21 protein-coding genes and 1 pseudogene are annotated in these 24290 nt (G+C 35.1%); 12 read left to right on the top strand and 10 right to left on the bottom strand.

Annotated features, from left to right (window positions below):
* Positions 1-161: 161 nt before the first annotated feature.
* From guaA to XJ32_RS01280, 4 genes are read left to right on the top strand one after another with little or no spacing between them, the layout of a single operon-like run.
* Positions 162-5207, top strand: a complete 5046-nt coding sequence (guaA, locus tag XJ32_RS13380) for a glutamine-hydrolyzing GMP synthase (protein WP_077388095.1) — start codon at positions 162-164, stop codon at positions 5205-5207.
* Between the two features lie 8 nt (positions 5208-5215).
* Complete coding sequence (locus tag XJ32_RS01290) at positions 5216-5803, top strand: hypothetical protein (RefSeq protein WP_077388094.1); 588 nt, start codon at positions 5216-5218, stop codon at positions 5801-5803.
* A 10-nt stretch (positions 5804-5813) separates the two neighbouring features.
* On the top strand, positions 5814-6599 hold the full coding sequence (locus tag XJ32_RS01285) for a restriction endonuclease (RefSeq protein ID WP_077388093.1): 786 nt from the start codon (positions 5814-5816) through the stop codon (positions 6597-6599).
* 8 nt (positions 6600-6607) lie between these two features.
* Complete coding sequence (locus tag XJ32_RS01280) at positions 6608-7765, top strand: site-specific DNA-methyltransferase (protein ID WP_254422409.1); 1158 nt, start codon at positions 6608-6610, stop codon at positions 7763-7765.
* A gap of 197 nt (positions 7766-7962) precedes the next feature.
* Here the strand turns inward: XJ32_RS01280 and XJ32_RS01275 are convergent, their stop codons facing one another.
* From XJ32_RS01275 to XJ32_RS01225, 10 genes and pseudogenes are all read right to left on the bottom strand, one after another.
* Positions 7963-9003, bottom strand: a complete 1041-nt coding sequence (locus XJ32_RS01275) for a methionyl-tRNA formyltransferase (RefSeq protein ID WP_077388092.1) — start codon at positions 9001-9003, stop codon at positions 7963-7965.
* 9 nt (positions 9004-9012) lie between these two features.
* Positions 9013-9864: a hypothetical protein gene (locus XJ32_RS01270; protein WP_254422408.1), complete on the bottom strand. Its 852-nt coding sequence runs from the start codon at positions 9862-9864 to the stop codon at positions 9013-9015.
* Positions 9865-9933: 69 nt separating this feature from the next.
* Entirely contained in the window at positions 9934-11235 is a 1302-nt protein-coding gene (locus tag XJ32_RS01265; protein ID WP_005218093.1) for a hemolysin family protein, read from the bottom strand.
* A 173-nt stretch (positions 11236-11408) separates the two neighbouring features.
* On the bottom strand, positions 11409-12353 hold the full coding sequence (locus XJ32_RS01260; protein ID WP_077388090.1) for a hypothetical protein: 945 nt from the start codon (positions 12351-12353) through the stop codon (positions 11409-11411).
* A 27-nt stretch (positions 12354-12380) separates the two neighbouring features.
* Positions 12381-13718 carry a metallophosphoesterase family protein gene (locus XJ32_RS01255; protein ID WP_077388089.1) on the bottom strand — a complete coding sequence of 446 codons (1338 nt, stop codon included), beginning with the start codon at positions 13716-13718 and terminating at the stop codon, positions 12381-12383.
* A 219-nt stretch (positions 13719-13937) separates the two neighbouring features.
* Entirely contained in the window at positions 13938-14579 is a 642-nt protein-coding gene (gene queC / locus XJ32_RS01250; protein ID WP_077388088.1) for a 7-cyano-7-deazaguanine synthase QueC, read from the bottom strand.
* 736 nt (positions 14580-15315) lie between these two features.
* Entirely contained in the window at positions 15316-15555 is a 240-nt protein-coding gene (locus XJ32_RS01245) for a hypothetical protein (protein WP_077388087.1), read from the bottom strand.
* Between the two features lie 83 nt (positions 15556-15638).
* Positions 15639-16331 carry a LysE family translocator gene (locus XJ32_RS01240; RefSeq protein WP_077388086.1) on the bottom strand — a complete coding sequence of 231 codons (693 nt, stop codon included), beginning with the start codon at positions 16329-16331 and terminating at the stop codon, positions 15639-15641.
* Positions 16328-17001, bottom strand: a pseudogene (locus tag XJ32_RS12535) (YqcI/YcgG family protein). The gene XJ32_RS01240 and the pseudogene XJ32_RS12535 overlap by 4 nt, the downstream one beginning before the upstream one ends.
* 115 nt (positions 17002-17116) lie before the next feature.
* Positions 17117-19327 carry an NADP-dependent isocitrate dehydrogenase gene (locus XJ32_RS01225; RefSeq protein WP_077388083.1) on the bottom strand — a complete coding sequence of 737 codons (2211 nt, stop codon included), beginning with the start codon at positions 19325-19327 and terminating at the stop codon, positions 17117-17119.
* Between the two features lie 151 nt (positions 19328-19478).
* On the opposite strand from XJ32_RS01225, the gene XJ32_RS01220 reads away from it, so the two are divergent.
* The 8 genes from XJ32_RS01220 to XJ32_RS01180 all read left to right on the top strand — a co-directional run bounded on the left by XJ32_RS01220 (position 19479) and on the right by XJ32_RS01180 (position 24258).
* Complete coding sequence (locus XJ32_RS01220; RefSeq protein WP_077388082.1) at positions 19479-19922, top strand: LPD3 domain-containing protein; 444 nt, start codon at positions 19479-19481, stop codon at positions 19920-19922.
* Between the two features lie 29 nt (positions 19923-19951).
* Positions 19952-20473 (top strand): hypothetical protein, encoded by a 522-nt coding sequence (locus XJ32_RS01215; protein WP_077388081.1) that lies wholly within the window; start codon positions 19952-19954, stop codon positions 20471-20473.
* A 114-nt stretch (positions 20474-20587) separates the two neighbouring features.
* Positions 20588-20959, top strand: a complete 372-nt coding sequence (locus XJ32_RS01210; protein WP_077388080.1) for a hypothetical protein — start codon at positions 20588-20590, stop codon at positions 20957-20959.
* Entirely contained in the window at positions 20931-21404 is a 474-nt protein-coding gene (locus XJ32_RS01205; protein WP_077388079.1) for a hypothetical protein, read from the top strand. The genes XJ32_RS01210 and XJ32_RS01205 overlap by 29 nt, the downstream gene beginning before the upstream one ends.
* Before the next feature lie 241 nt (positions 21405-21645).
* Positions 21646-22212, top strand: coding sequence for a flagellar FLiS export co-chaperone (locus XJ32_RS01200; protein WP_077388078.1), 567 nt, complete (start codon positions 21646-21648; stop codon positions 22210-22212).
* Positions 22213-22741: 529 nt separating this feature from the next.
* Entirely contained in the window at positions 22742-23116 is a 375-nt protein-coding gene (locus tag XJ32_RS01195; protein WP_077388077.1) for a hypothetical protein, read from the top strand.
* A gap of 300 nt (positions 23117-23416) precedes the next feature.
* The gene (locus XJ32_RS01185) at positions 23417-23620 is read left to right on the top strand and encodes a hypothetical protein (RefSeq protein ID WP_077388075.1); all 204 of its coding nucleotides are present in this window, start codon (positions 23417-23419) and stop codon (positions 23618-23620) included.
* 365 nt (positions 23621-23985) lie between these two features.
* Positions 23986-24258 carry a Fic family protein gene (locus XJ32_RS01180; protein WP_077388074.1) on the top strand — a complete coding sequence of 91 codons (273 nt, stop codon included), beginning with the start codon at positions 23986-23988 and terminating at the stop codon, positions 24256-24258.
* The last annotated feature ends 32 nt before the right edge of the window (positions 24259-24290 follow it).

The following is a 24290-nucleotide window of genomic DNA, read 5'->3' as shown; positions in this document are numbered from 1 at the left end:
TAAAATCAACTTCATTTTATATTTTTTCTTAACAAGTGTATGTTTTTTTAAAGATATTTCACACAAACTCATCATAACTTATTTTTTATTTTTTTTGATATAATCTAGTTAAATAAGACTCTTTAAGTTATAGTTAGTTATATAGTATAAAAGGAGATATTATGAATAATCCGCAGATTTTAGTCCTTGATTTTGGTTCTCAATATACACAGCTTATTGCAAGAAGATTGCGTGAATATGGCATTTATACAGAGATTGTCCCCTATTTTGAAACACTAGATTCTATTAAGGCAAAAAAGCCTAAAGGTATCATTTTAAGTGGCGGTCCAGCAAGTGTGTATGAAGAAGGGGCATATAAACCAGATTCTAGAATCTTTGATTTAAATATTCCTATACTTGGGATTTGCTATGGTATGCAGTATATCGCACACTTTTTTGGTGGGAGTGTAGTAAAGGCTGAAGCGCAAGAGTTTGGTAGGGCGGTTTTAACGATTCTAAATGGAGATTCTACAACTTATGATATGGAATCTCATAGCACACATACAAACAACATGGAAAGCAATAATATAAAGCAAATAACAAGCGATACTCTCATTTTGCGAGAGTTTGTCTCAAGTGATTTAGAGGATGTAGAATCTATGCTTTTAGATTCTGAAGTGATGAGTGCATGGGGCAGGGCTTTAAGCAAACAAGAGGCAAAAGAATGGCTAGATAAGCAAATGCAGTCATATAGAAAGTATGGCTTTGGCTTATTTGCAGTTGTTGAAAAAAGTAGCAATGAGATAGTAGGGCAGTGTGGCATTACATGGCAGAGTGTGCAAGATTCTAATCTTTATGACACAATTAAGGCGAGTTTGAGTAATACAGACTATTTAAACCGTGCAACACAACATGCTATGCAAACCTTGCTAGATTCTAAAGCACCATTATTACCTGAATTAGGCTATATCTTTAAAAAAAGTCATTGGCATAAAGGTTTGGCAAGTAAGGCGGCTAAAATGTGTATGGAATATGCGTTTAAAGAGCTAGGTTTGCCCCTGCTTATAAGCCTTATAAAAACGGATAATATCGCCCCGCAGAATCTAGCAAAGCGACTTGAAATGCGTATCATAGGTAAAAGCAATAAAACTTTTGATAATAAAGATATAGCACATTTTGTCTATATGCTAAAAGCAAGTGATTATATGGGGCTAGATTTAAATGCAAATGATTCTAAAAAAGTCTTGCTTGAGTTTGCAAGTTATACAAAAAATAATCCTATGAGTGCCGATACAAAAGATGAGCTTTTAAAGATATGGAGAGATTCTGTGCATGCAACCCATCATTTTTTGAAAGCAAAGGATATTGATGAGATTGCAAATGATATGGAGAATCTTTTAGATTCTGTTTGTTTGGAATCTAGTTTGACACAGAATCTAGATTCTACAAAACGTACAAAAGGTGGTTCTGCGGAAGTATCTTTAGGCAATTTTGCAGGTTGTGTAGATATTGCAACAAGGAGTTATCTAGACGATAATGACGCAGTTGCAATATCAAACTCCTGCAAAAGTGGCAAAGAGACAACGCAGTCAAACAAGAATCTAGATTCCAAAATAACGCACCCTAAACCCTGCACCCACCCAGATTTGGTAGAGAATCTAGATTCTATACATTTTGCACCCCAAAGCCCTGCACCCGCCCAAGTGGTTGGGAATCTAGATTCTACGCATATTATTGTAGCAAGCGATTACGACAAAAAGCTAGGCTTTATTGCGTTGCGAGGCAATAAGATTGAAGCCCTATTTATAACCCCTAGTGCGTTTAAAAAAGGTGTTGGAAAAGCATTGATAGCAAAGGCTTTAGAATCTGGCTTAGGCGATTATGATTACATTCTAGTTGATTGTAATGAAGCAAATACTGATGCAATCGCATTCTATCATACACTAGGCTTTGCTATCTTTGGCAGAAGCCCTAGAGATTCACATAATAGGGATTTAGCGCTCGTGCATTTTAAGGCAAGTAGTGCGTTACTCATGCGTTCTTTTAATCTTAGCTATGATATGCCTTTATTTGAGACAGAAAGACTTATAATAAGGGCTATGCGTAAAAGTGATACAGCAGGGCTTAATGCTATGCTGCTTGATCATAAAGTAATGAGTTCATGGGAGTATAACTTTAATGATTCAAGTGTGCAAGAGTGGCTTAACACGCAGTTAGAGAGATACAAAAAGTTTGGCTTTGGGCTTTGGGCTGTGATAGAGAAAGAAAGCGGGGCAATGATAGGACAAGCAGGACTTAGTTTGCAAACCTATAATGATAAAAAAGTGCTTGGCATGACCTATATCATCGCAAAAAGCCATTGGAAAAAAGGCTATGGTGCTGAAGTGGCACTTGGGTGTAAGCACTATGCTTTTAGCGTATTGAAAGCAAAAGAGCTATACTTGCTTATTAAAGAAGATAGTGAAGCGTCAAAGGCGGTAGCAAAGAAACTACAAGCATATTTGCTTGGAGAGACGACTTGGACTTATCGTGGCAGAGAAATGCAGCGGCTTGTATATAGAATCAAAAATACAAATACAACGCATTTTAGCCTTGAGACAAACCGCACGATATTGCGTCCTTACAAAGACTTAGATTATCCTATGCTTAGGGCAATCTTGCAAGATAAAGAGACTATGCAATCTTTCAATGGTGCATTAAGCGAAGAGGAAGTGCAGACTTGGATAGAGAGAGAACAAAGCAGTATAGATCGATTTGGCGTTGGCTGGTGGGTTATCGCTGATAAAAATAATGGCAGTGTGATTGGACTTGCAGGACTTCATTATACAAAATATCTTGAAATGCAGTATGTATTGCATAAAGACCATTTGCATAAAGGCTATGCTATTGAAGTAGCCCTTGCATGTAAAGAATATGCCTTTAAGCATTTGCGTGTAAAAGAGATGTATTCGCTATGTAGGGAAGAAGATATTGCTGCACAAAATGTAGCAAAGAGAATTGGCATGGAAAAAATGGGGATTGTAACTGATGAAAATAGCAATACAAAATACATAGAGTTTTGTGCTACAAGTAGGATAAATCCACTCTCTTATACAAAATATAGCTACACAGATTCTATGGAATCTCTAGAATCTTTGCAAAAAAATCTTAGCAGATTAAATCTAAAAATTAATTCATTGAATACGCTAGATTCTAAAGAAGTGCTAGATTTAAGTGCGTTATGGCAAGAATACTTTGCAAAAACGCATACGCATGTATCACAAGAAGCAATCATTAGTAGTGGTAAAAATATGCAAGACATTCTCTCAAAATGTCATCAATGCTTGGTGATTGAAAGTATAGAAGAGAATGCGAAAGAAAATGAAGCATTAGGCTTTTTAGTCGTATATGATAAAGCAGATAAAAATAGCTTTGTAGAGATATTTTTATGCACGAATAAGGCAAGATTGGAAAAAGAGGGTATAGCATTATTACAAGCATTATTGCATACAAATGAGAGTGAGACAATTACGCTACCTTGCCTTTTAGAGCAAGATGAAGCAGGGCTATTATATGAGTATCTGGGCTTTATTAAAAGCGGTGATGACACTCACTTTAAACACCTTGAAAATGAAATATCAAATACAGATAAAAATCTCGTGTATAACTATCATAATACAGAATTGCCCTGCTTTATTTATGGGGTTACAAAAGATAAGCTGAAACTTTCATTGCGTTCATTTTTATTGCAAGATTCCCTATATTGCGATAGAGAATCTTTGCGTATAAGCACATATTCAACGCTAAGGGGTAATACTCATAATAATGTAGAAAATAAGAATAACAAGATAGCATTATTTGCTAATGTGAAGCAAGATTCTATCGTGTGGATGAGCCACGCTGATAAGGTGGAATCGTTGCCTAATGGATTTGTAGAACTTGCTAAAAGTGGAAATACGCATTATTGTGCTATTGCAGATTTTAAACGACAAGTATATGCTTTGCAGTTTCACCCAGAAGTGGTGCATAGTGAATGCGGTGGGGAGATTCTAAAAAATTTTGCTGTTGGGATTTGTGGGGCGGATACAAGCTGGAATATGCGGAATTTTGCGCAAAGTGAGATTGTGAAGCTAAGGGAAAAGGTGCTTGGATATTCTAAGATAATACAAGGGGGGTTAGAATCTAATGCGGAAGGATTGCAAGAGTGTAACGATACATTAAGGCGAAGTATTTTAGATGAGAAATTGCCGCAAAGAGATTCTGCGAATGAGGCGTATAATGACAATACGCCGCTAGACGCAGCAGAAACGAGTTGCGGTGATTTATCGCTAAAAGACAAGCCTTTTTCTAAGGTTTTGTGTGCGGTGAGTGGTGGAGTAGATTCTAGTGTCGTTGCTACGCTTTTATATCGTGCCATAGGGGAGAATCTTATCCCTGTTTTTGTCGATACCGGACTTTTAAGAAAGGGGGAGAGAGAAGCGGTAGAAGCGATGTTTAAGGAAAACTTAAAAGTGCCTTTGATTGTAGCGGACGCTAGGGAGCTATTTTTAGGGCGATTAAAGGGCGTAACAGATCCAGAAAAGAAGCGAAAAATCATCGGCGAAACCTTCATAGAAGTCTTTGAAGCTGAAGCTAAAAAGCACAACACAAAAGGCGAGATAAAATTCCTAGCACAAGGCACACTCTACCCAGATGTGATTGAATCTGTGAGCGTGAAAGGTCCTAGCAAAACGATAAAAAGCCACCATAATGTCGGCGGATTGCCTGAATGGATGAAATTTGAGTTAATCGAGCCTTTAAGAGAGCTGTTTAAGGACGAGGTAAGGGCGTTAGGCAGAGAATTAGGAATGCCAGAATCTATGCTTATGCGACACCCTTTCCCTGGACCCGGACTTGCCATACGCATTATGGGCGAGGTGAATGCGGCGGATTTAGAGCTTTTGAAAGAAGCAGATTCTATTTTCATAGAAGAGCTACATAAATGGGGCTTGTATGATTCTGTATGGCAGGCATTTTGTGTGCTTTTAAATGTGCGAAGTGTGGGCGTAATGGGCGATAACCGCACTTATGATAATACTATTTGTGTAAGAGCAGTAGAAGCAATGGACGGAATGACAGCGAGTTTCTCACACTTACCCCACGCATTTTTAGAGAGCGTTTCAAATCGCATAATCAACGAAGTAGCAGGGATTAATCGCGTAGTGTATGACATCACCTCAAAACCCCCGGGGACTATTGAGTGGGAATAGGAGAGATTATGGATAACTATCTAAGAAACAAACTATCACAGCAGTGCAAAATGCAAAAATGTTTCAATGCGTCAGATTGTCTTAAGCTGACATACCAATACAATGGTATAAAAGTAGCTTTATATTTTGATGAATATGATGAAATTACTTGTAATCTTTTTCTTATTTTAAGTTATGGTGATTATGTGTATTTTGCAAAACTAGATATTGAAACTTTGGTGACAAAAAATCCATATCTTGAAGAGACTCCGTTAGCAATTTTAGAACAAATTAAAAAAGATGAAAGTTTGCAAAATTTTTATGATGTTATGCGAGATAAGATACAAAATACAGAACTGAAAAAGTCAAGTTATAATCACCAAGATTTTAAGCAAATGGCTAATAATAGTAAAAAGGGCGATGAAGTTTTCTTTTGGACTTTAAGACGAGCAAATATGCAAAAAGATCATTTTGATTTTTTACAAAAAAAATTAAAACTATCCTCACATATATTACAAGCAGTTAGAAATCAAGGCTATACCATAGTCACTACTAATGATATTCATAAAAGAAAAAAGCTTATATACATACTAAACCATTATAAAATCAAATTTTAGGACTTACCGAATGAATTATTTTCTAAATCAAAGCATAGTCCTTGCTAATCAAAGAGATTATTTAGACCAGCTTTTTAGAGTGTATCCTATGTCGCCAGATAATATTAGAGAGATAGATTCTACAAAATGGCAAAGATTTGAACAGGCTTTTGCTGAAAATAAACAAAATGAAATCATAGAATCTTTGCTTGATTTTGAACTTTTCCCCATCAAAGATTCTTATATTGCTTATTTGAGACGCAATAAAAGTGCGATTGAGAGAAATCCACTGACAATTGCTAGAATCTGTGGGCGATTAAAAGAAATGGGGCTAAATAAAATTTATGAAAATCTTTCACAACCAAAAGAAACTAACAGGCAAATTGGTCCTCTTTTTAAGCGTTGGGTAAATAGTGGGGCTTTGGGATTAGAATCTGTTAGTATCAATGATTTTTTACATACAAGAGATAATGCGATTTTAAATGCTTCTGATTCTGTGATGAAACATTATGCAAAAGAATATTTAGGTTATGAGAGAGAAAAAGGACTTGATTTTATTGCACGATTTAATGGAAAGATTATCATAAGTGAAGCAAAGTTTTTAACAGATTTTGGGGGACATCAAAACGCCCAACTTGAAGATGCCTTGCAGCTTTTAAAATGTCCTTTAAAAGAAAATGTTGTAAAAATTGCTATTTTAGATGGAGTATGCTATATCCAAAATAAAAGCAAAATGAATGCTATGTTGTGTCAAAAATATGGCGATGAAAACATTTTATCTGCTTTGCTTTTACGCGATTTTTTGTATTCTTTGTAGGTGGTGGTATGATAGAAGTGTTTCAAAAATTGCCAGATTCTAAAAGCATTTTGCAAGATACCTATAAGTATAGATTAAGTGGTAATTTTAATGCGGATAATTTACTTATTTATGATGATAATTTAAATGCTATGCGATTTTTAGTACAAGAGCTAAATTATAAAAAAAGCATTGATTTAGTCTATATTGACCCGCCTTTTGGCACAAATAATATTTTTAAACTCGGTAGCACAATGAGTGCGGAAAAAGATTCTAAAATCGCTTATAAAGATAAATTTAGTTTAGAATCTTATTTAGAGTTTTTATATTGTCGTCTTGTTTGGATTAGGGAACTAATGAGCGAAAAAGGAAGTTTGTATTTGCATATTGATAGTAAAATGGGGCATTATGTTAAGATACTTTGTGATGAAGTCTTTGGTAGGGAAAATTTCATCAATGATATTACACGCATAAAATGTAATCCTAAGAATTTCAAGCGTAAAGCGTATGGCAATATCAAAGATATGATTTTGTTTTATGCTAAAAGTAGTCAATATATTTGGAATGAGATAAAAGATGAAGTGCTAGAATCTGATTTGAAAAAGAGGTTTAATAAACAAGATAGCAAAGGCTATTATACGACTATTCCCCTGCACGCACCGGGCATTACACAAAATGGAGAGAGTGGGCAAGAGTGGAATGGTATAAAACCACCTAATGGCAGACATTGGAGGTATAGTCTAAAAGAGCTTGACAAGTTGCAAGAAGCAGGGCTAATTGAATGGAGTAAAAATAATAATCCACGCAAGAAAGTTTATATAGATGAATGCAAAGGCAAAAAGATACAAGATATTTGGGAGTTTAAAGACTCTCAAAATCCAGCGTATCCTACCGAGAAAAATAGAGCAATACTAAGGCGTATTATCGCTATGTCATCAAATACAGAATCTAAAGTTATGGATTGCTTTTGTGGTGGGGGAGGGTTTTTACAAGAAGCCCTAAATTTAGGGAGAAAAATTATCGGTATTGATGAAAGCATTGAGGCAATAAAACTTAATCAACAATGGATAAAGGAAAGTGAAAATCATTTATTCAGCCGTAATATTGCTTTGATTGGGAAGTGTGTCTCAAATCGCATAATTAATGAAGTGAAAGAAAATAATCATATGGAAAGGATAAGCACTTGAAAACTTCAAGAAATGATTAATTTGGAGTAAAATCCAATTGCCATTGTTACAACTCAACAAATTTAAATATATTTTTTGGATAAATATTACTCTCATGGTTACCTGTTTGTAAAATTTTTTATTATGAAATTACAAGGAGATTTAAACAACAATAATGCTGGTTCTCACCATGTTTTAATACACCTAAAGATTCACAACTATCCAAACACCAAACTATCGCCAACTTTTAGATTTTGAGATTGCAAAAAGCTTGTTATTGTCATTTTTGATTTATTTTGTGGTGTTACAGATTCTATCCATAATGCACCATTTTCACATGCGATACATGCCATGTTTTGTTTTATTGCTAGGATTGTGCCTTTTTGCTTAGCTACTTTATTTTGCATAGAATCTTTTGGGATAGAATCTTGTAGTTTAGTATCTCTTAAAGTAGGATCTTTCAAACTAGAATCTTGTAAAACAGAATCGCTTAACACAGAGTTATCTAACACATAATCTTGTATCATATTAATCTTTAAAACGCTATCTTTATACTTCGTCCATACCCCAATATGTCCTAATGCTAAGAAATGCAAGTAGCAAGTATAAGAGTCTATAAAATCTAAATAGCAATCATTTTTTGTAAGCTTTTTGCAATAGCTTGCAATGTCGTGGTTTTGTGGTGTAGTTTGCAATGTATTGTGCTTTATATCATTAAGCACTTTTTCTAGCAAAGAGATTCCATAAGGTGCTAATGTATGAAAAACTTCTGCTACATTTTTCCTTGCGACTATGTCTTTTTCTATTGCTTGTATTGCGGCGATATTGCCACTATCAAGCCCCTCATTCATGTGAATCACGCTTAAGCCAAAGTGTTTATAATCATTCATAATACTTGTTTGAATGGGACTTGCACCACGATAATGGGGCAGTAAAGACCCATGCAAGTTAAGGCAAATATAACGAGATACAATCTCTTTTTTTAGAATCTTGCCATAGGCTACTACAATGATGGCTTCAATCTTTTGCTTTGTGTCTATATTATGTAAAATTTCTATAATATCTATGCTTTTTTCAGGTTGAAAGCAAGGGATATTATTTGCTAAAGCACATTCTTTTACTTCTGGTGCTTTTAGAATCTTTTTTCTACCAAAGGGCTTGTCTGGCTGTGTTATCACAGATAAAATAGTGTGATTTTTCATAAGTCCTTCTAGAATCTCTTTAGCAAATAATGGTGTGCCTAAAAAAACAATATTCATAATTCCCCCTTATGATGCGATTTGTTCGCTGACAATCTCTTGATTATAAAGCCATTCACTACACCATGAAGCAATGCCTAACGCATAAAGTGTAAGCTGTGCGTTAAAAAACTCGCCACGAAGCATACTGCTACTACATAGCACAAAATATAAAATGCTAAGAGAAAGTAAAATAATATTTGCATATTCATAGAATCCAAATAGCTTTTTATTGCGAAATAGCACATAAAGTAGTAATATATTTGCCATCACAAAACAAGTAAAATGGATATATTTACTCACTAAGGGCGAAAAATAGGGGTGATAGGCATTTGCACTCATAAATATGATGATAGTCGTTATACTTGGCTCTAAAATAAGCATGGATTTACCGATTCTATGCTCTATATTAATCTTTAGAGAGAGTGCCTTATAAGCTAAAGGCAAGATAATAAATAAAATCCAGCATGCAAATGAGATAAAAAACTCAAATGAAGTATAGTAAGACTGCCATGTCTGCATGACATTTTTTTCACTAAGTAGCAAGTCCATAGAATCTTTTTCAAAAATCTTTCCACTTAGCCAATACAATAATACACATACAATACATAACAAAATAAAAGCGGTAATACTGACTATAAAAGGTGCTGTTTTGCCTAAAGTTTGCCTTTGTTTATACATGCGGATAGGCATACTAAGAAGTGTTAAAAGCACGACAAAAAGCAGAATACAAGAGAATATATCATATATGCGACCATCTTCTGCTAATAGAGTAAAAAGCTGTGAGAAAATAGGCATAAATTCTGCACTTAAAAGAGCTAACGCATTAAAAACAAAAAGGGCAAAAAATAGATAAGAATACACAATAGTATTAAATCGCAACAATATCTCCAAATAAATATTTTCATTATTGTAATAAGAAAAAGCTAACCCAAAAGCATAGAATCTAGTCTAGCCCAGAGTGATTTTCACCCTTTTTATACGAGTTTCTTCAATCTCTAAGACTTCATATTGACATTTTTCATCACTAATTATATCGCCAATATTTGGCATATCGCCAAAGAGTGTTAGCACATAGCCACCAATGGTAACTTGCATAAACTCTTCATCATACTCAAAGCCAAAGATACTCTCAACCTTTTCTAAATCCACCTTGCCATCAAACTCATAGGTTTTATCATCAAGCTTTTTATAATCAGCATTCTCTTTAGTATCCATTACAATGCTACCCATAATTTCATGCATAATATCTTGTGAGGTAATCATACCTGCTGTGCCACCGTATTCATCAATGACAAGGGCAGTATCTACTTTCTTTTTATTCATCTTTAATAGAATCTGCGAGATTGAGGCACTCTCTGGGACGATAAGCATTTTTTTTGCAAAGGAATCAAAGCTAATAGGCTGATAATTATTCTTAATATTTGCCGCAAGCACATCGCGTATATGAATAACGCCTATCACATTATCTTTACTGCCATTACAATAAGGATAACGCGTATGATTAGGACCTGATATAATAGTCTCAATATTTTTTTCATAACTCAAAGTCTTATCAAGGCATATCATATCTTTTCTAGGTGTCATAATCTCTCTTGCAAGAGTATCGGAGAAATCAACCGCATTTTTGATAATCTCCCCTTCAATAGAATCTAAAAAGCCCCCCTTTAAACTCTCACCCACAATGATTTTTAGCTCTTCATCACTATGGGCTTCACTATGGGCTTGAACTTTTAATAGCTTTAAAAACATAGATGAAGCAAAGTCAAAGAATTTAATCACTGGGAAAAAGATAAGCCAAAACAGATAAAGCGGACGAGCAATCGCTAAAAAGGCTGTCTCACTTTTAGCAATAGCAATGGATTTTGGGACAATCTCACCTAAAATCACATGAAGAAGCGTTACCAAACTAAATGATATAAGCAAACTAATGGTATCTAAAAGCTGCGTATGGACTTGAAAAATCGCATTCATACTATATAGAATCAAAGCGGTGATATGATTCCCCACCCAACCTAGTGCAAGTGAGCTTAGCGTAATGCCAAGTTGAGTAGCGGAGAGATAGCTATCAAGGGAATTAGACATTTTAAGGGCTAGTCTTGCGACTTGATTATTTTGCTTTACAAGCTCTTCTAAGCGAGACTTTCTAACTTTTACCATAGCGAATTCGGATAACACAAAAAAAGCATTCAAAAGAATAAGAATAAATGCCAATAAAACCATACCAATCGAGTGATAACTATCCGTATCCAAAATAACTCCTTGTTACATACAGAATCTTTATGCTAAAACACAGAGTGCAAAAAGGATTCCATAAACATAAAGCAATATTCTAGCATGTTAATCTTAAAATGTGCTAAAACACACTTTGATATACTTTACTTAAGATTGAAGCATTCATATTGTAGAAATCTACAAACGCATTGCTAAAACACTTTAAAGCGTAACCCACATTCTGCAAATATTGTAAAATCATGCTGAAAATATCTATCACTAAGCCATGTCCCAACCTTTAAGGCGGCAAATGGCGTGAGTTTTTTATACTGCTTTAGTGGATTATGATAGATTCCTATCGCAAAGATTCCATGTCGCCATATACCCTTATATGAGCCTATCTGCTCTATCACGCCATCAACGCCAAAGCGTATGCCAAGACTTGTGATACTATAAAGTAACATAATATCATGGGCTACATGCACATCGCTTGGTCTTACTACAACATTATCTGTGGAATAGTATAAAAATGTATTAGGACTTACATCAAGGGCTTTATATATAGTAATAAAAGGGCGATACACAAACACCAAAAAGTCATCTTTTATAGGCAGACCGAGTGTAAGATAGGGGACGATTTGAAAAAGCAGGGTATTGCCACCTGTGCGTATGACTTCTTTTGTGCTTTTTGGTCCGCCTGTAACCGCATGTGCGTAATCTCTTTGAGATTCTATAAGCACGGGTTTGCCAAGCTCACTCCATGCCCCTTCATAAGTTACATTAAACACAATCCCAAAAAAGCTAAATGGCTGAAAATCCACAAAAGCCCCAAGTCTTCCATAACTTGTAAAAGTCGCCTCAATCCCGCTATTTACTTCAGCACTCCCAAAAAATAGCGGATGTTTATCTCTAAATAATGCGCGTTTATAGTAGAATTGACTTGTGTAACTTGCACCTAAATAGTTGTATTTAAATCCGCCCTTATTTGTGAAATACCAGCCTGTCTCATCGCTTAAATCTGTGATTCTAGATTCTAATTTTTGTGCTACATTATCTCGCAAATGTTTTTCTAAATTCTCACTCTCTTTTGTAGTATCTGCAAAGCCCATAACAAAGCAAAGCATAAAGCATATAATACTTTTTTGAAATCTTTTCATAGTTTGTCCCTATATGTTAAAACATAATTATTTAAATTCCAAAACAATATTATTATCTTGCGGTTTTAAGTCATGCCAAATATTTATAATCAAATCTCTCTTTTTATGTAGCACGAGTTTGCCAAACATACCTAACTCTTTAGAATCTGGGATAAGCTTTTGATTTTTTTCTGGCATCTCATCGCCCCTGTAATGAGCGATAAAGGCATTGCTGATATAAGGTGCTAGTATATCTTGGTCTTTTTTGCTTACAAAGAATTTATTCATAACCGCTTTGCCAAGCACTTCAAAGCCATTTTTTGTATATTCTGTGGCAAATGTTTGAAAGTCTTGCACACTTGGAATCTCTTTTACAATAGAGGTTGTGATAAAAGCCTTATTATCCTTTAGTGTTACAAAGCGATAAGGCGAGGGTGCGGATACAAGTGAGCCTGTCTCAATATCATATAGCACCTTGCCATTAAACTCTTGCATACTTATATCATTCGCATGAAAATGTCCCGTGAAAACCATGCGGACATTATAGAAAGCAAACATTTTTGCTATCGCTTGAAAATTTTCTATCAAATATTCGGGGTAAAAGGTCGCATTACCTGTATAATGCTCTAATATTCCGTGATGAAAAAAGGCAATGACTGCTTTTCCCTCTCTATTTGCCTCAATTAAGTTTGCTTCAATCCATTGTAGCGTTTGCGGATAGAATTTCCCATCTACAATAGGATCTTTTTTCATGTTATTTTCACGGAATCTCGTGCTATCAAGCCCAAAAATCCATAAGCCCTCCACTGGCTCTATAATATAGCTTAGAGAATCTGGATCTTTTTTTATCGCTTGATTGTAGCCAAAATCCGCATAGATTCTAGCAAAGTCTTCTTTTTGGGCGGACTTTACTTGCTTTGTTGTAGCACCATGAAAGCTTCTTGCATGAGAGTTATTTATATCATGATTGCCCGGGACTACATAGGTTTGAATGCCTTGTGCTTTTAATGCGTATAAACGCTTTTGTAATAATTCATGTGAGCTTATCTCGCCATCTTTTGTTAAATCCCCTGAAATTAGCACAAATTGTGGCTTTTTTGAGGCAATATCACTTAGGGCAGATTCTAGAATCTCTACACTTTGGACTAGCATTTTTCTATCATTATTGAGATATTCCTTGAAAGCCTCGCCATCTATTCCAAGATTTGTATCATAGATATGCGTATCGCTTAATACCGCAAAATAGGCTTGTGGATATGCGTGGGCTGCCTTTTCTTCTATGCTGCTTTTAAGTGTAGAATCACTCTCATAAGAAAAAGTTGGCAAGGTAGAAGAACACGCGCAAAATATAATATTTACACATAGGATTAAAAGAAATTTTTGCATAATACACCTTTCATATAAATTAATGTAGTGTATTCTATCGCTGTAAAATTATTATAAAATGGCTGTAAAAATCATCTCTTAAAGATTTAAAAAGCTAAAAAGGTATTATTTTGTGTGATTGTAATATTGATATTGCGTTTAGATTCTATAAGTCGATATTAGACTAGATTCTATGGGTGAAATATCTCTATGATTATGCTAGATTCTATAGATACAAAGCTATCTCTCTATAACAATACCATTTGCTAAAAAACTCTCATTAGATTCTATACAAGTAGGACATGTATTACAATGCTTCTCACCACCCCTGTAACAACTATATGTCTTTGTATAATCAACACCCAAACTTAAACCAAGCTTTACTATCTCTTTTTTATCCCAATTACAAAATGGACTACAAAGCTTAACTGCACCACCACTTCCTTGCATAATACTCTCATTCATAGAATCTATAAAAGATTGTGTGCAGTCTGGATAGAGTGGATGATCTCCTGCATGATTTGCTAATACAATCTCTTTATAGCCAAGAGATTCTGCAAGTCCAGCCGCAACACTAAGAAAGATCCCATTTCTAAAAGGCACAACAAGTTTTGCCATAGATTCTAGATTATAAGAATCTTGTGGAACGCTCTCACTGCTATTTTGCAGCAAGGCACTCTTAAAGCCCACAAATACGCTACTCATATCTAAAAGTGTGTAGGATATATTTTCATTTTTACATATCCGCACAGCAGAATCTATCTCTCTTTTATTATGCAAACTTGGATATTTAAAGATTAAGGCATGTGTATCACACTCTTTTTTACTCCAAAATAATGCTGTGGTGCTATCTACTCCACCGCTAAATAATACTAATCGCATGTTTTTACCCTATAATATTCTGTATTTTTAGATTCTATCTAGATTCTATAAAAATTCGCCCTTGTCTATGCAATTTGGGCGATTGGCTGAATTGTGATGGATAGTCATATCGCTTAGAAACTCATACCATCACAATTCAGCCAAAGCCACAGAACAACTGCTAGAATTTGTAGTTTTGTTTGCGTGCTCTGTTGGTGTGGATTCTAGATTCCCCATCAAATCTTGGCGGCTTGCAGGATTTAGGGCGTAATTTTTACAGAATCTAGAATCTAAAAATGACTTGTTGCGTTAAGTATAAGCAAACATCTGGTTCAATTTTAAAACAGATTTTTACCTATGATTTGCACGAACGAATCCCTTGCTTAATATTTGCACAAATAACAATAATCTGCAATCATTCTGCACTTTGTAAGTCCATTATGATTTTATGTGTGTTTGGTAATGGCATACAATGGCAAGAAATAATGTAAACCTACAATTATAACAAATCTTTTTTAAATCTAGTATTTTTGAGTTAAATGTGGAGTGTCGACTAGTTCGTGTGTATCGGTCATACAAAGACAGATATTTATTTGTCAAGATAAGATTGATTAAATGCTGTAATAAATGGTCTTAATTATTTTCCATAAAGATATTAAAAGCAAATATACAACGAGGCAAGGCTACAATCACCTGAAATCTACAGAATCTATATGATAAGATAAGACTTTCTTATATTTTCTTTGTTTGAGATATTCTAGAGCGAACTAAAACCAAGATAGAGTATAAAGCCACAGCCCACAATACTCATAATCCCAAGTAGAGATTCTGAAACTTTTGCTACACCTAAAATCACCACAATGCTTACAGCGATAAGTATGAGTGAGCCTAGATTTGTCCCGCAGATTATTTTTAAGACTTGTGTGCTTTTGCTTTTAGAATCTTGCCCTTTTAGCGTATTTTTTAGCACAAGGGCAACCAACTTGGTGTAATACACTCAAATCCCCATAAAGTAAGGATATTTCAATATATTTATTTGTTTGAACTTTGGCTGCTAATAAGATAATTTTGTATCAATTATTATACCATTAAAGATATTACTCCATATACAATGCCAAAGATTCCAACTATTATAAGCACAATGTCGCTAATCTTTGTTATGAGCGTTTCAAATCGCTCTAGTTGTATCTTTTGGGAAATGTAGCTTATAAAAAGAAGTAGGCTAAAATCAAGGGCTATCCACGATAGCGTAAGAATTGTAATGCTAAGATAAATGGAATGCGTTATACCTAAAAATTGCGGAAAAAAGGCGATAAAAAATAAAATGTCTTTGGGGTTTGATAGGCTTAGAAGTAGTCCCTGTAAAAAGTATGGTTTGCTTTTAGAGTTTGTATTAAAGTGGTTATTCTCGTGTAAATTATTATGCTTTGTTATTTGGGAATGTGTTTGTGTCTTTTTTGCTTTAAAAGTGTGGTAAAGAGAGCTAAATCCTAGATAAAAAATAAAGCAAGAGCCTACAATACTCATAATCCCAAGCATAGATTCTGAAACTTTTGCTACACCTAAAATCACCGCAATGCTTACAGCGATAAGTATGAGTGAGCCTAGATTTGTCCCACAGATTGTAAAGAAGGCATTTTTCATAGGTTTATTAGTTTTAGAATCTTGTATGCTAATAGCATTTTTTATCACAATGGCAACAACGGGACCGGGTGTAGCAATGAGTGCAATAATTGCCAAAAGATACGCACTTAATATATCAAAATGTATCATCTTAATCCCTTTTTAGCTGAAAATCTAAATGGACAAACCTTGAATATTTCTCGCTCTTCTTGTAAAGTATATTGCCTCCATTCTCTATTATCTTCATCACCAAAAAATCCCAACTCTTTTGGAATAATACCATTATTATAATCTTTAACCCTTTCTCTAATTCGCTCTCTAACTCTAATGCCACTTTTTTTACTGCCACTTGCAACAAAATCAAAATTTTCTCTAGGATTTATCACAAATGCTATGTAAGCACCTAAATTTCTATTTTTATACATATCATGGTGCGGACAACTTACATTTATAAATAACTCAATATCCTGAAAGCAAAAACACCATTGCGGACTATCTGTATCAAGTGGAATATGGGAAGGATAGGGTGTGTATCGTTGTCATGCAAGAATTGAATTTGCTCCCATGCAAAAACATGTTCTTTTTCCAATGTATCAAATTCCTGTTTAAAAAATATGACGAGTGGATTAGTAAGTCTATTTTTTATAGGTGTATTTTTCACAAAACTAATATATTCCATTAAGCCATTCAATAATAAGCTTTGCTTGTCATCAATAAATAAAAACAAAATACCCTTATTACAAAAAGCATTTAGGGCAAATAAGCAAGGAAATTGCCTATTTGTAAGCCTCGTATAAAAATCATCTTTTGCCTTGCGCATCCAGGATTGACTATTAGAATAACTTTCTAGCTTTTCTTGTGTAACTAAATAGCTAAAAGTCATATCCTACCTCCAAATTTTATAAACTTATTTAAACATTGAGATGCTTTGACTATCAGTTACCTTTACTTGCAATCCTTTCAATCACCGCATTAAAGCTTTTACTCGGTCGCATAACGCTTTCAGCCTTATTGTCATCAAATTTATAATATCCGCCTAGATCTACTTTCACGCCTTGAGCGGAGTTAAATTCAGCTCTAATAGAATCTTGCTTAGATTCTAACTCATTAGCAATGGGCGTAAAGAATGCTGCAATGCTAGAATCCACTTTTTGCTCACTCAACGCCCTAGCAAAATACATCGCCAAGTAAAAATGGCTTGTGCGGTTGTCATCTTCGCCCACTTTGCGTGAAGGGGCTTTGTTATTATCAAGCCATTGTGAAGTAGCAGAATCTAGCGCATCTGCTAACACCTTTGCCTTAGAGCTATTTTGCTTTTGCGCGTAGAATTCTAGGCTTGCTTGCAAGGCTAAAAACTCACCCAAGCTATCCCAACGCAAGTGATTTTCCTCCACGAGCTGTTCTACCTGCTTTGGCGCACTGCCACCAGCCCCGGTTTCAAACATCGCCCCGCCATTTAGCATAGGCACGACGGAGAGCATTTTCGCACTTGTGCCAAGCTCCAAAATTGGGAAAAGATCCGTCAAATAATCACGCAAAACATTGCCTGTGATAGAAATGGCATTTTTCCCAGCACGGATAAGGCGTAAAGATTCTAAACACGCTTCCTTTGGGGCTAAAATGGCTATGTCTTTACCCTTTTCTTGCAAGCGTTTCTTAACTAAATCAATCATAATTTTATTACTAGCCCTTTTAGAATCAAGCCAGAAAATCGCCTTATCCCCTGTCAAATCCGCTCTTTCAATCCCTAAATCAATCCAGTTTTGCACCGCATCAAATTTCGCTTGATTAGCTCTATAAATATCGCCCTTTTTCACGCTATGAGTAAGCAGCGCGTTATCATTAGAATCTACGATAATAAACTCGCCATCATTTGGGGCTACAAAGGTTTTGTCGTGTGAGCCATACTCTTGAGCTTTTTTCGCCATTAAGCCTACATTGCTAACACTGCCTAGCGTAGCGGGGTTTAGCACTCCATTAGCCTTTAAATCTTCAATCACGGCTTCATAAATAGTCGCATAAGTCTTATCAGGGATTACAGCGTTGGCATCGCATTCCTTGCCGTCTTTATCCCATAATCTCGCGCCATTTTTCAGCATAGCAGGCATTGAGGCATCAACGATGACATCGCTTGGGATATGCAGATTCGTAATGCCTTTGTCGGAATTTACCATAGAGATTTTGGCAGACTTTTCTAAAATCTCATTGTATTTCGCAAGAATCGCCGCTTTTTTGGGGCTGGATTCTATCTTTGTAAGTAGCTCACTTATGCCATTATTGGCATTCACACCTAAAGATTCTAACTCGTCCTTAAACTCAGTAAAAAGCTCCTTAAAATACGCTTTCACCGCATAGCCAAAAAGGATTGGATCGCTTACTTTCATCATCGTAGCCTTTAAATGCAGTGAAAAGAGTATGCCTTGCTTTTTGCAGGATTCAATTTGCTCTGCGTAAAATTCACTCAATTTTTGAGCGTCCATAAAGGTGGCATCTAGTATCTCATTTGCCTCTAGTTTTAGCCTATCTTTTAGCACTTTCTCACCATTAGAATCTTTGAAAATAATCTTAGCAGTCGTGGGAGATTCTATCAAAACCGCCTTTTCATTATCAAAGAAATCGCCCTCTTTCATATAGCTCACACAGCTTTTTGAGTTTTTATCAAAAGGCGTTACTCGGTAAGGGTTTTTCTGTGCGTAGGATTTTACAGCATTGGTGCTACGGCGATCAGAGTTACCCTGCCGTAAAACAGGATTCACCGCTGATCCTAGCACCTTTTGGTATTTTTCTTTCACTGCCTTTTCTTGCTCGTTGCTCGGCTCATCTGGGAAATCTGGCACATTATAGCCCTTTGCTTGTAGCTCTTTTATGGCGTTTTTAAGCTGGGGGATTGAAGCGGAGATATTTGGGGTTTTAATGAGATTCGCATTTGGCGTTTTGACAAGCTCACCAAGCTGACCTAGGGCGTCTTCTACGCGTTGATTTGGAGCTAGATTCTCCGGGAATTGGGCTAAGATTCTAGCACTTAGCGAAATGTCAGCAGTCTCTACTTTGATGTCTGCGTGGTTTAAAAAAGCCTTTGCGATAGGCAGAAATGAGTAGGTCGCTAGGGCTGGGGATTCATCTGTGAGTGTGTAAGTGATTTTCATTGTGTGTCCTTTTGTCGTGAAATTAAAAGTGTCTTTAGTATAGCAAAAATCATCATTTTTGGAATAATAGGCAAGATTTTTTTAAACTTTTGGTGTGATAAGGGCGGATAGGTAGCAATGCGCAATGATTTGCTTGGTGAATAGATAGTTTTTGGATTTTTATCCAAATGCGCACGGAATTATCTCGTTGAGCGAAGCAAAACATCTCAATAAAGAAACAAAGGTAAACCCTGCTAAAAACTTACACACATTGCGCCAAGAGCTAGAAGCCGAGCTAACACTAAAAATAAATATTCCAATAGAAAATAAGAATGATGGACGAATAGCAATCATCACCAAAAAAGGTATAGAGAAAATAGAAAGCGATAAAGCTATACAAAAAAGTATAGCAAATGGTTTTAGCGAACAAGAACATTTAACAATCGCAAAAAGATTAGATGAGTTATATCAAAATTCAGTGTTTAAGGAAACGCATAAGGATAAGAATGGCGTTGAAAATATACAAATACACCGCTATATTTCAAGGGTTGATGACAATACAGAAGCCTTAATTACATTAAAAAGAAACAAAAGAAGGAAAAGATCAGGGGAATAGAATTTATAGTATGGGAGTTAGATAGTGTTATGCGGTTAAACAGCGCAGACCAAACCACTGCCCACACAACAGGAACGCAGAGTCTTAACTCAGGAACGAATGGCCTGTTTATCGAACAGCCCCCCGCATTCCTATCCCACAATCCTACCCAAAAAACATTAACGCGTCAAGAAGCAGACGAACTTTTCTCAAACTTCCAACAAGCAAATAAAAACTACGCACAAATAAAAGAGTCTTTAAATGACAAATTTGCCAAAGCCCTAACCAAAGGCATGAATAAAAAAGACTTAGATTCAAGACTTACCATAGAGCAATGGAAACAAAGAGTGCTAGACACACAATGGGGTGATAGCATAAAAGGGCTAGAGAACACAATATTTAAAAACTTTAATCCAAGAATGCAAAAACACACACAAATGCTAACAATACTTAGGGCATTAGACAGAAATGTAAAGCTAAATGATGATACATTCCCAATTGATTTTACTAAGATTTTAAGCGAAATGACACAGAAATATCTTTACTTCATATACAAGGCAAGGTATTACTAGCACCTAATGGGTGCGAGAGAGTAAGGGTTGGGGTGAGATAATAAGCAATGATTAATTGAAGTGGAAACATAGATAATATGTTATCATTATGGAATTTGAGATAAGGATTTAAGAATGTTGTATCGTGCATGTGAAGTATGTGGTGAGAAGTTTAACTTATTAACATTAGATTCTACCGGTGAAAATAAATATGATATCATGTGTGAATGTCAAAAATGTAAGACAAAATACAAGGTATCAAAAATAAATAAAAAGAAAGTATATGTGGCTACAATACCACTTGCGATTATATGTGTTCTTGGGTATGTCTTGTTTGACTTGTATTTGGTTGTAGATCTTTTCTACGCTAAGGTAATAATTGCATGTGTTCTTTTTATCCCTGGTGTGATTATCTTCATAAATCATGTTAAAAATCTTAAATTTGAAAAGATAGATGAAAGTGATATAGGGAATACAAATGAACAATCATCTCAACATTCAAAATAAACCAAACTTTATATCACCAGCACATATAGGCTACAATTCTACTATAACACTTGAAGTTTTAAAGCCACAAGATGCCAATCAATATAAGCTAACAAATGTTATACAAATGCAAGTAGCAGATTTGCAGTTAGCCTCGCAAATATTTTTTAATCAAAAAGAAGTTGCATTGCAATCAAAATATATTTTTACATTAGATAAAAGAACACAAATAGCACTAGAGTGCAATAGCAAGAAAGAAGAGGGTAACATTAAGGGGATAACGCAAGAAGCTTTCCATAATGCCATATCGCCCATCTTGCCAAACAAACAAGAAACCTTAGATATAAACACGATTATGGTAGAGTTAGCCTCATTTTTAAATGAAAAAGATATACAAAAAAGCATAAGTAAAATTGATGATAGATTTAATGAAATAAAAAGGAAACCACATATCCATCTGATTTAAAATTGTTTAAGTGTAGATTTCAAACGCTTTCTTCGCACATATCTTCAGTTCGCATAACCGTCAAAGACAGAGACTCTAAGGCTACTTGTTATTTAAGCATTAAGCAAAAAGATCCCTTTTTTAGAATCTTTAGGCTGCTTATCTTATTACCAAATCAACACTAGTTTTTAGATTCTAGAAATTTACAAGGTTGGCATACTATTTGCTTAGTTTTAAGGAAATTTTAATACAAGGATGCGTTATGGACAAGATGTTGCAAACTTTTAAGAAGCATTTAGGTGGCTTAGATAATATCGAAGATATTATGATGAATGCAGTGCCACAAAGCAAAATGCAAACACATCGTTTTGGTGAGGGAATAAAGGCTGCTAATGAACTTGTAGGCTGTCTGCAAGTGTTAAGTGCAAAACTAAATAAACTACAAACTATCGTCTCAAAGATAGAGTTTAGCCTAGAAGAAGATCCTACAAATCCAGCAAATGTGAATATGAGTGAGATCCTTCTCTCACAGGCTAGAGATTTGATAACAAATACGCGTTTTATCGATAGAGATTTGTTTGATACAGAGCTTAGTGCATCAATGGGGACACATAGCGTATCTTTTGAGATGGCAAGTCCCATGCCACTTTTAAATGCTAAAGATTTTCAATCATTACATCAATACATAGACACTAAGAAAGAAGAGATTATGGCATGTATGGAGGCAATCCGAGCATTAAGTGAAGTAAATGTAGCAACAAGTGATGTTTCTATGACTAATCTGCGTGGAAAAACTATTGGCGAAGCACTAAGAAATAGCGGATTTTAGATTACGCTTTACTTCTAGATTCCAAATTTCTATAACCACCCAGCTAAAATAAGCAAATAAAAACATATGAAAAGCTATGTTAGCTCGACTTATAATTTGCGAAGTTTTATTTTGTTTTAGCATAAAACTTAATAAAGGCTTTAAACTCTCATAAATTCTAAATGAAATTCTACTCTTTTATAAGTCTTGCATGTATTCTATTTAATTGCTAAATCTCCTATTCTTTAACTTTAAATCCTTTTTGATATTTAAAACAATGTTGCAAATTTACACAAAGTTTTTTGTGTGGTTGAGTACCTTAATATGAACGCTTTTGTGTGTAATCTGTTCAATTAGCATAAAACTTTGTAGTTTTGCCTTATTGCTATATGACAAACAATAACATAAAGCAATAAAACTTTAATAAAAAGGATTTACATGTTAGTTCTTACCAAAGACTTCAGCGAAAAAAGAGAGTTTAAGCCACCCCCCCCCCCCCATAAAACGAGTAGATGCCAGTGATGAATACAGAGGCTTTGAGTTTTACGACATGCAAAGCATAAAAAAATACCATGATTGCTACTTGCAAACAAAGATATTAAAGCCTCCAAGTAACTTTTTATTGTGCTTGTATGAAAAAGGTGAGTTTAGCCCAGATGAAGAAGCCTTAAAGTTTTTAGAAAACTATAAAAAAGGGCAAGAGAGGGCAAAGATAGTGCAAGAGAGAGCAAATGAGCTGTCAAATAAAGCTTTTATTGATTCTGTGCGTAAAAAGCTGGGATTAAAAGAGCAAGAGACAAAAAGGGCAATATATAAGTTTATATTGCTTATGTATGAGACTTTTAGTCCGCAGGATTTAAGAGACTATTTTGCAGAGTTTGACAGGTTTGCTTTAATAGAGCAAAAAGAAAGGTTTTTCGCATGATTGTTTGTGCTTGTGATGTTGCCCTTTTGTCTCACTTTGTCATGGTTCTGACTTTGAAAAAGTTGAAACATCTTTATTTTCATGCTAGTGAGATGTTTCGGCTAACACCTCGTGCAATCCGTAAGGATTTCACCCATACTTGCAAAAATGACAATAGAAAAAAGGCTCAATATGACAAAAAATGGGCTAGTTTCTAAGTGTCCTAATTGCATAAAATCTAAACCACCAGAATCCCTACAATAAATCCTACAAAATGATGAAAAAAACGCAAAAAGCTAATTATTTTTATCAATCCACCCTATGCGGAAAGCCACAACTGCCACACAAGTAACAAATATGGGTAAAAATCAAGATGGCGTAGCCTTAGGTAACGCCACTTATGAACGCTACAAAGATTCTATGGGAAAGGTGAGCAATGAAATTTCGCACAATTTTTCTTTAGAAATCTATAATAGAGATTCCACACTGAACCCTAGCCACCTTTTCAAAGTTTCAATACATTAAGTTTAGCAATTTCATAAAGTTTAGAGAGAAGTTTAAAGCAAAGTTTCTAAAAGGCTTTATCTGCCCAGCCCTTTAATCATGTTAAAGGAAACTTCCCTGTAGGTTTTTAATATGGAATTTAAGCCACAACACAAATATTTTCGCTAGAATCCACAAAATATATTTAAGGAGTAGAAAACGACTTTAATACTAGAAAATGTCAAGCAAGAGTTTCTAAATGACTTTAAAGCCCCAGCGGACAAGGCAGAGGAGGGTTTAGGTGTGAAGCAGACAAAAGCCGATGACTTCCAGCAATTACACGAAGCTATGCTATAAGATTTAAAAAAGTTAGAAAATAGAGCCGTGTTTGAAAGGCTAAAAGATAAATGAAATATTTAAGCTTACAAGAAGTGCAAATAACGCACGATGATATTATCAATGAAATAGGTGGACTAAAGGGGGCAAATCCTAAGCAAATCGCTCTTTTAGATTCTGCTTTGAAGCAAATCCAAAACGATGACTACTACCCAAGATTTATAGACAAACTTACGCATATAATGTTTGCTTGCGTGAAGTTTCACCTCTTTATAGATGGCAATAAATGCACCCCATTATTTATGGATGATGTGTTGGTAATACTAAACACAAAGCCACACTAGAAGTAGGCAGATAACGGAGACAGAATTAAAAC

The sequence above is a fragment of the Helicobacter bilis genome (genome assembly GCF_001999985.1).
GTDB lineage: Bacteria > Campylobacterota > Campylobacteria > Campylobacterales > Helicobacteraceae > Helicobacter_A > Helicobacter_A rappini.
Note: the sequence above shows the minus strand (reverse complement) of the source record. Positions and strands in the feature narration are given on the sequence as shown.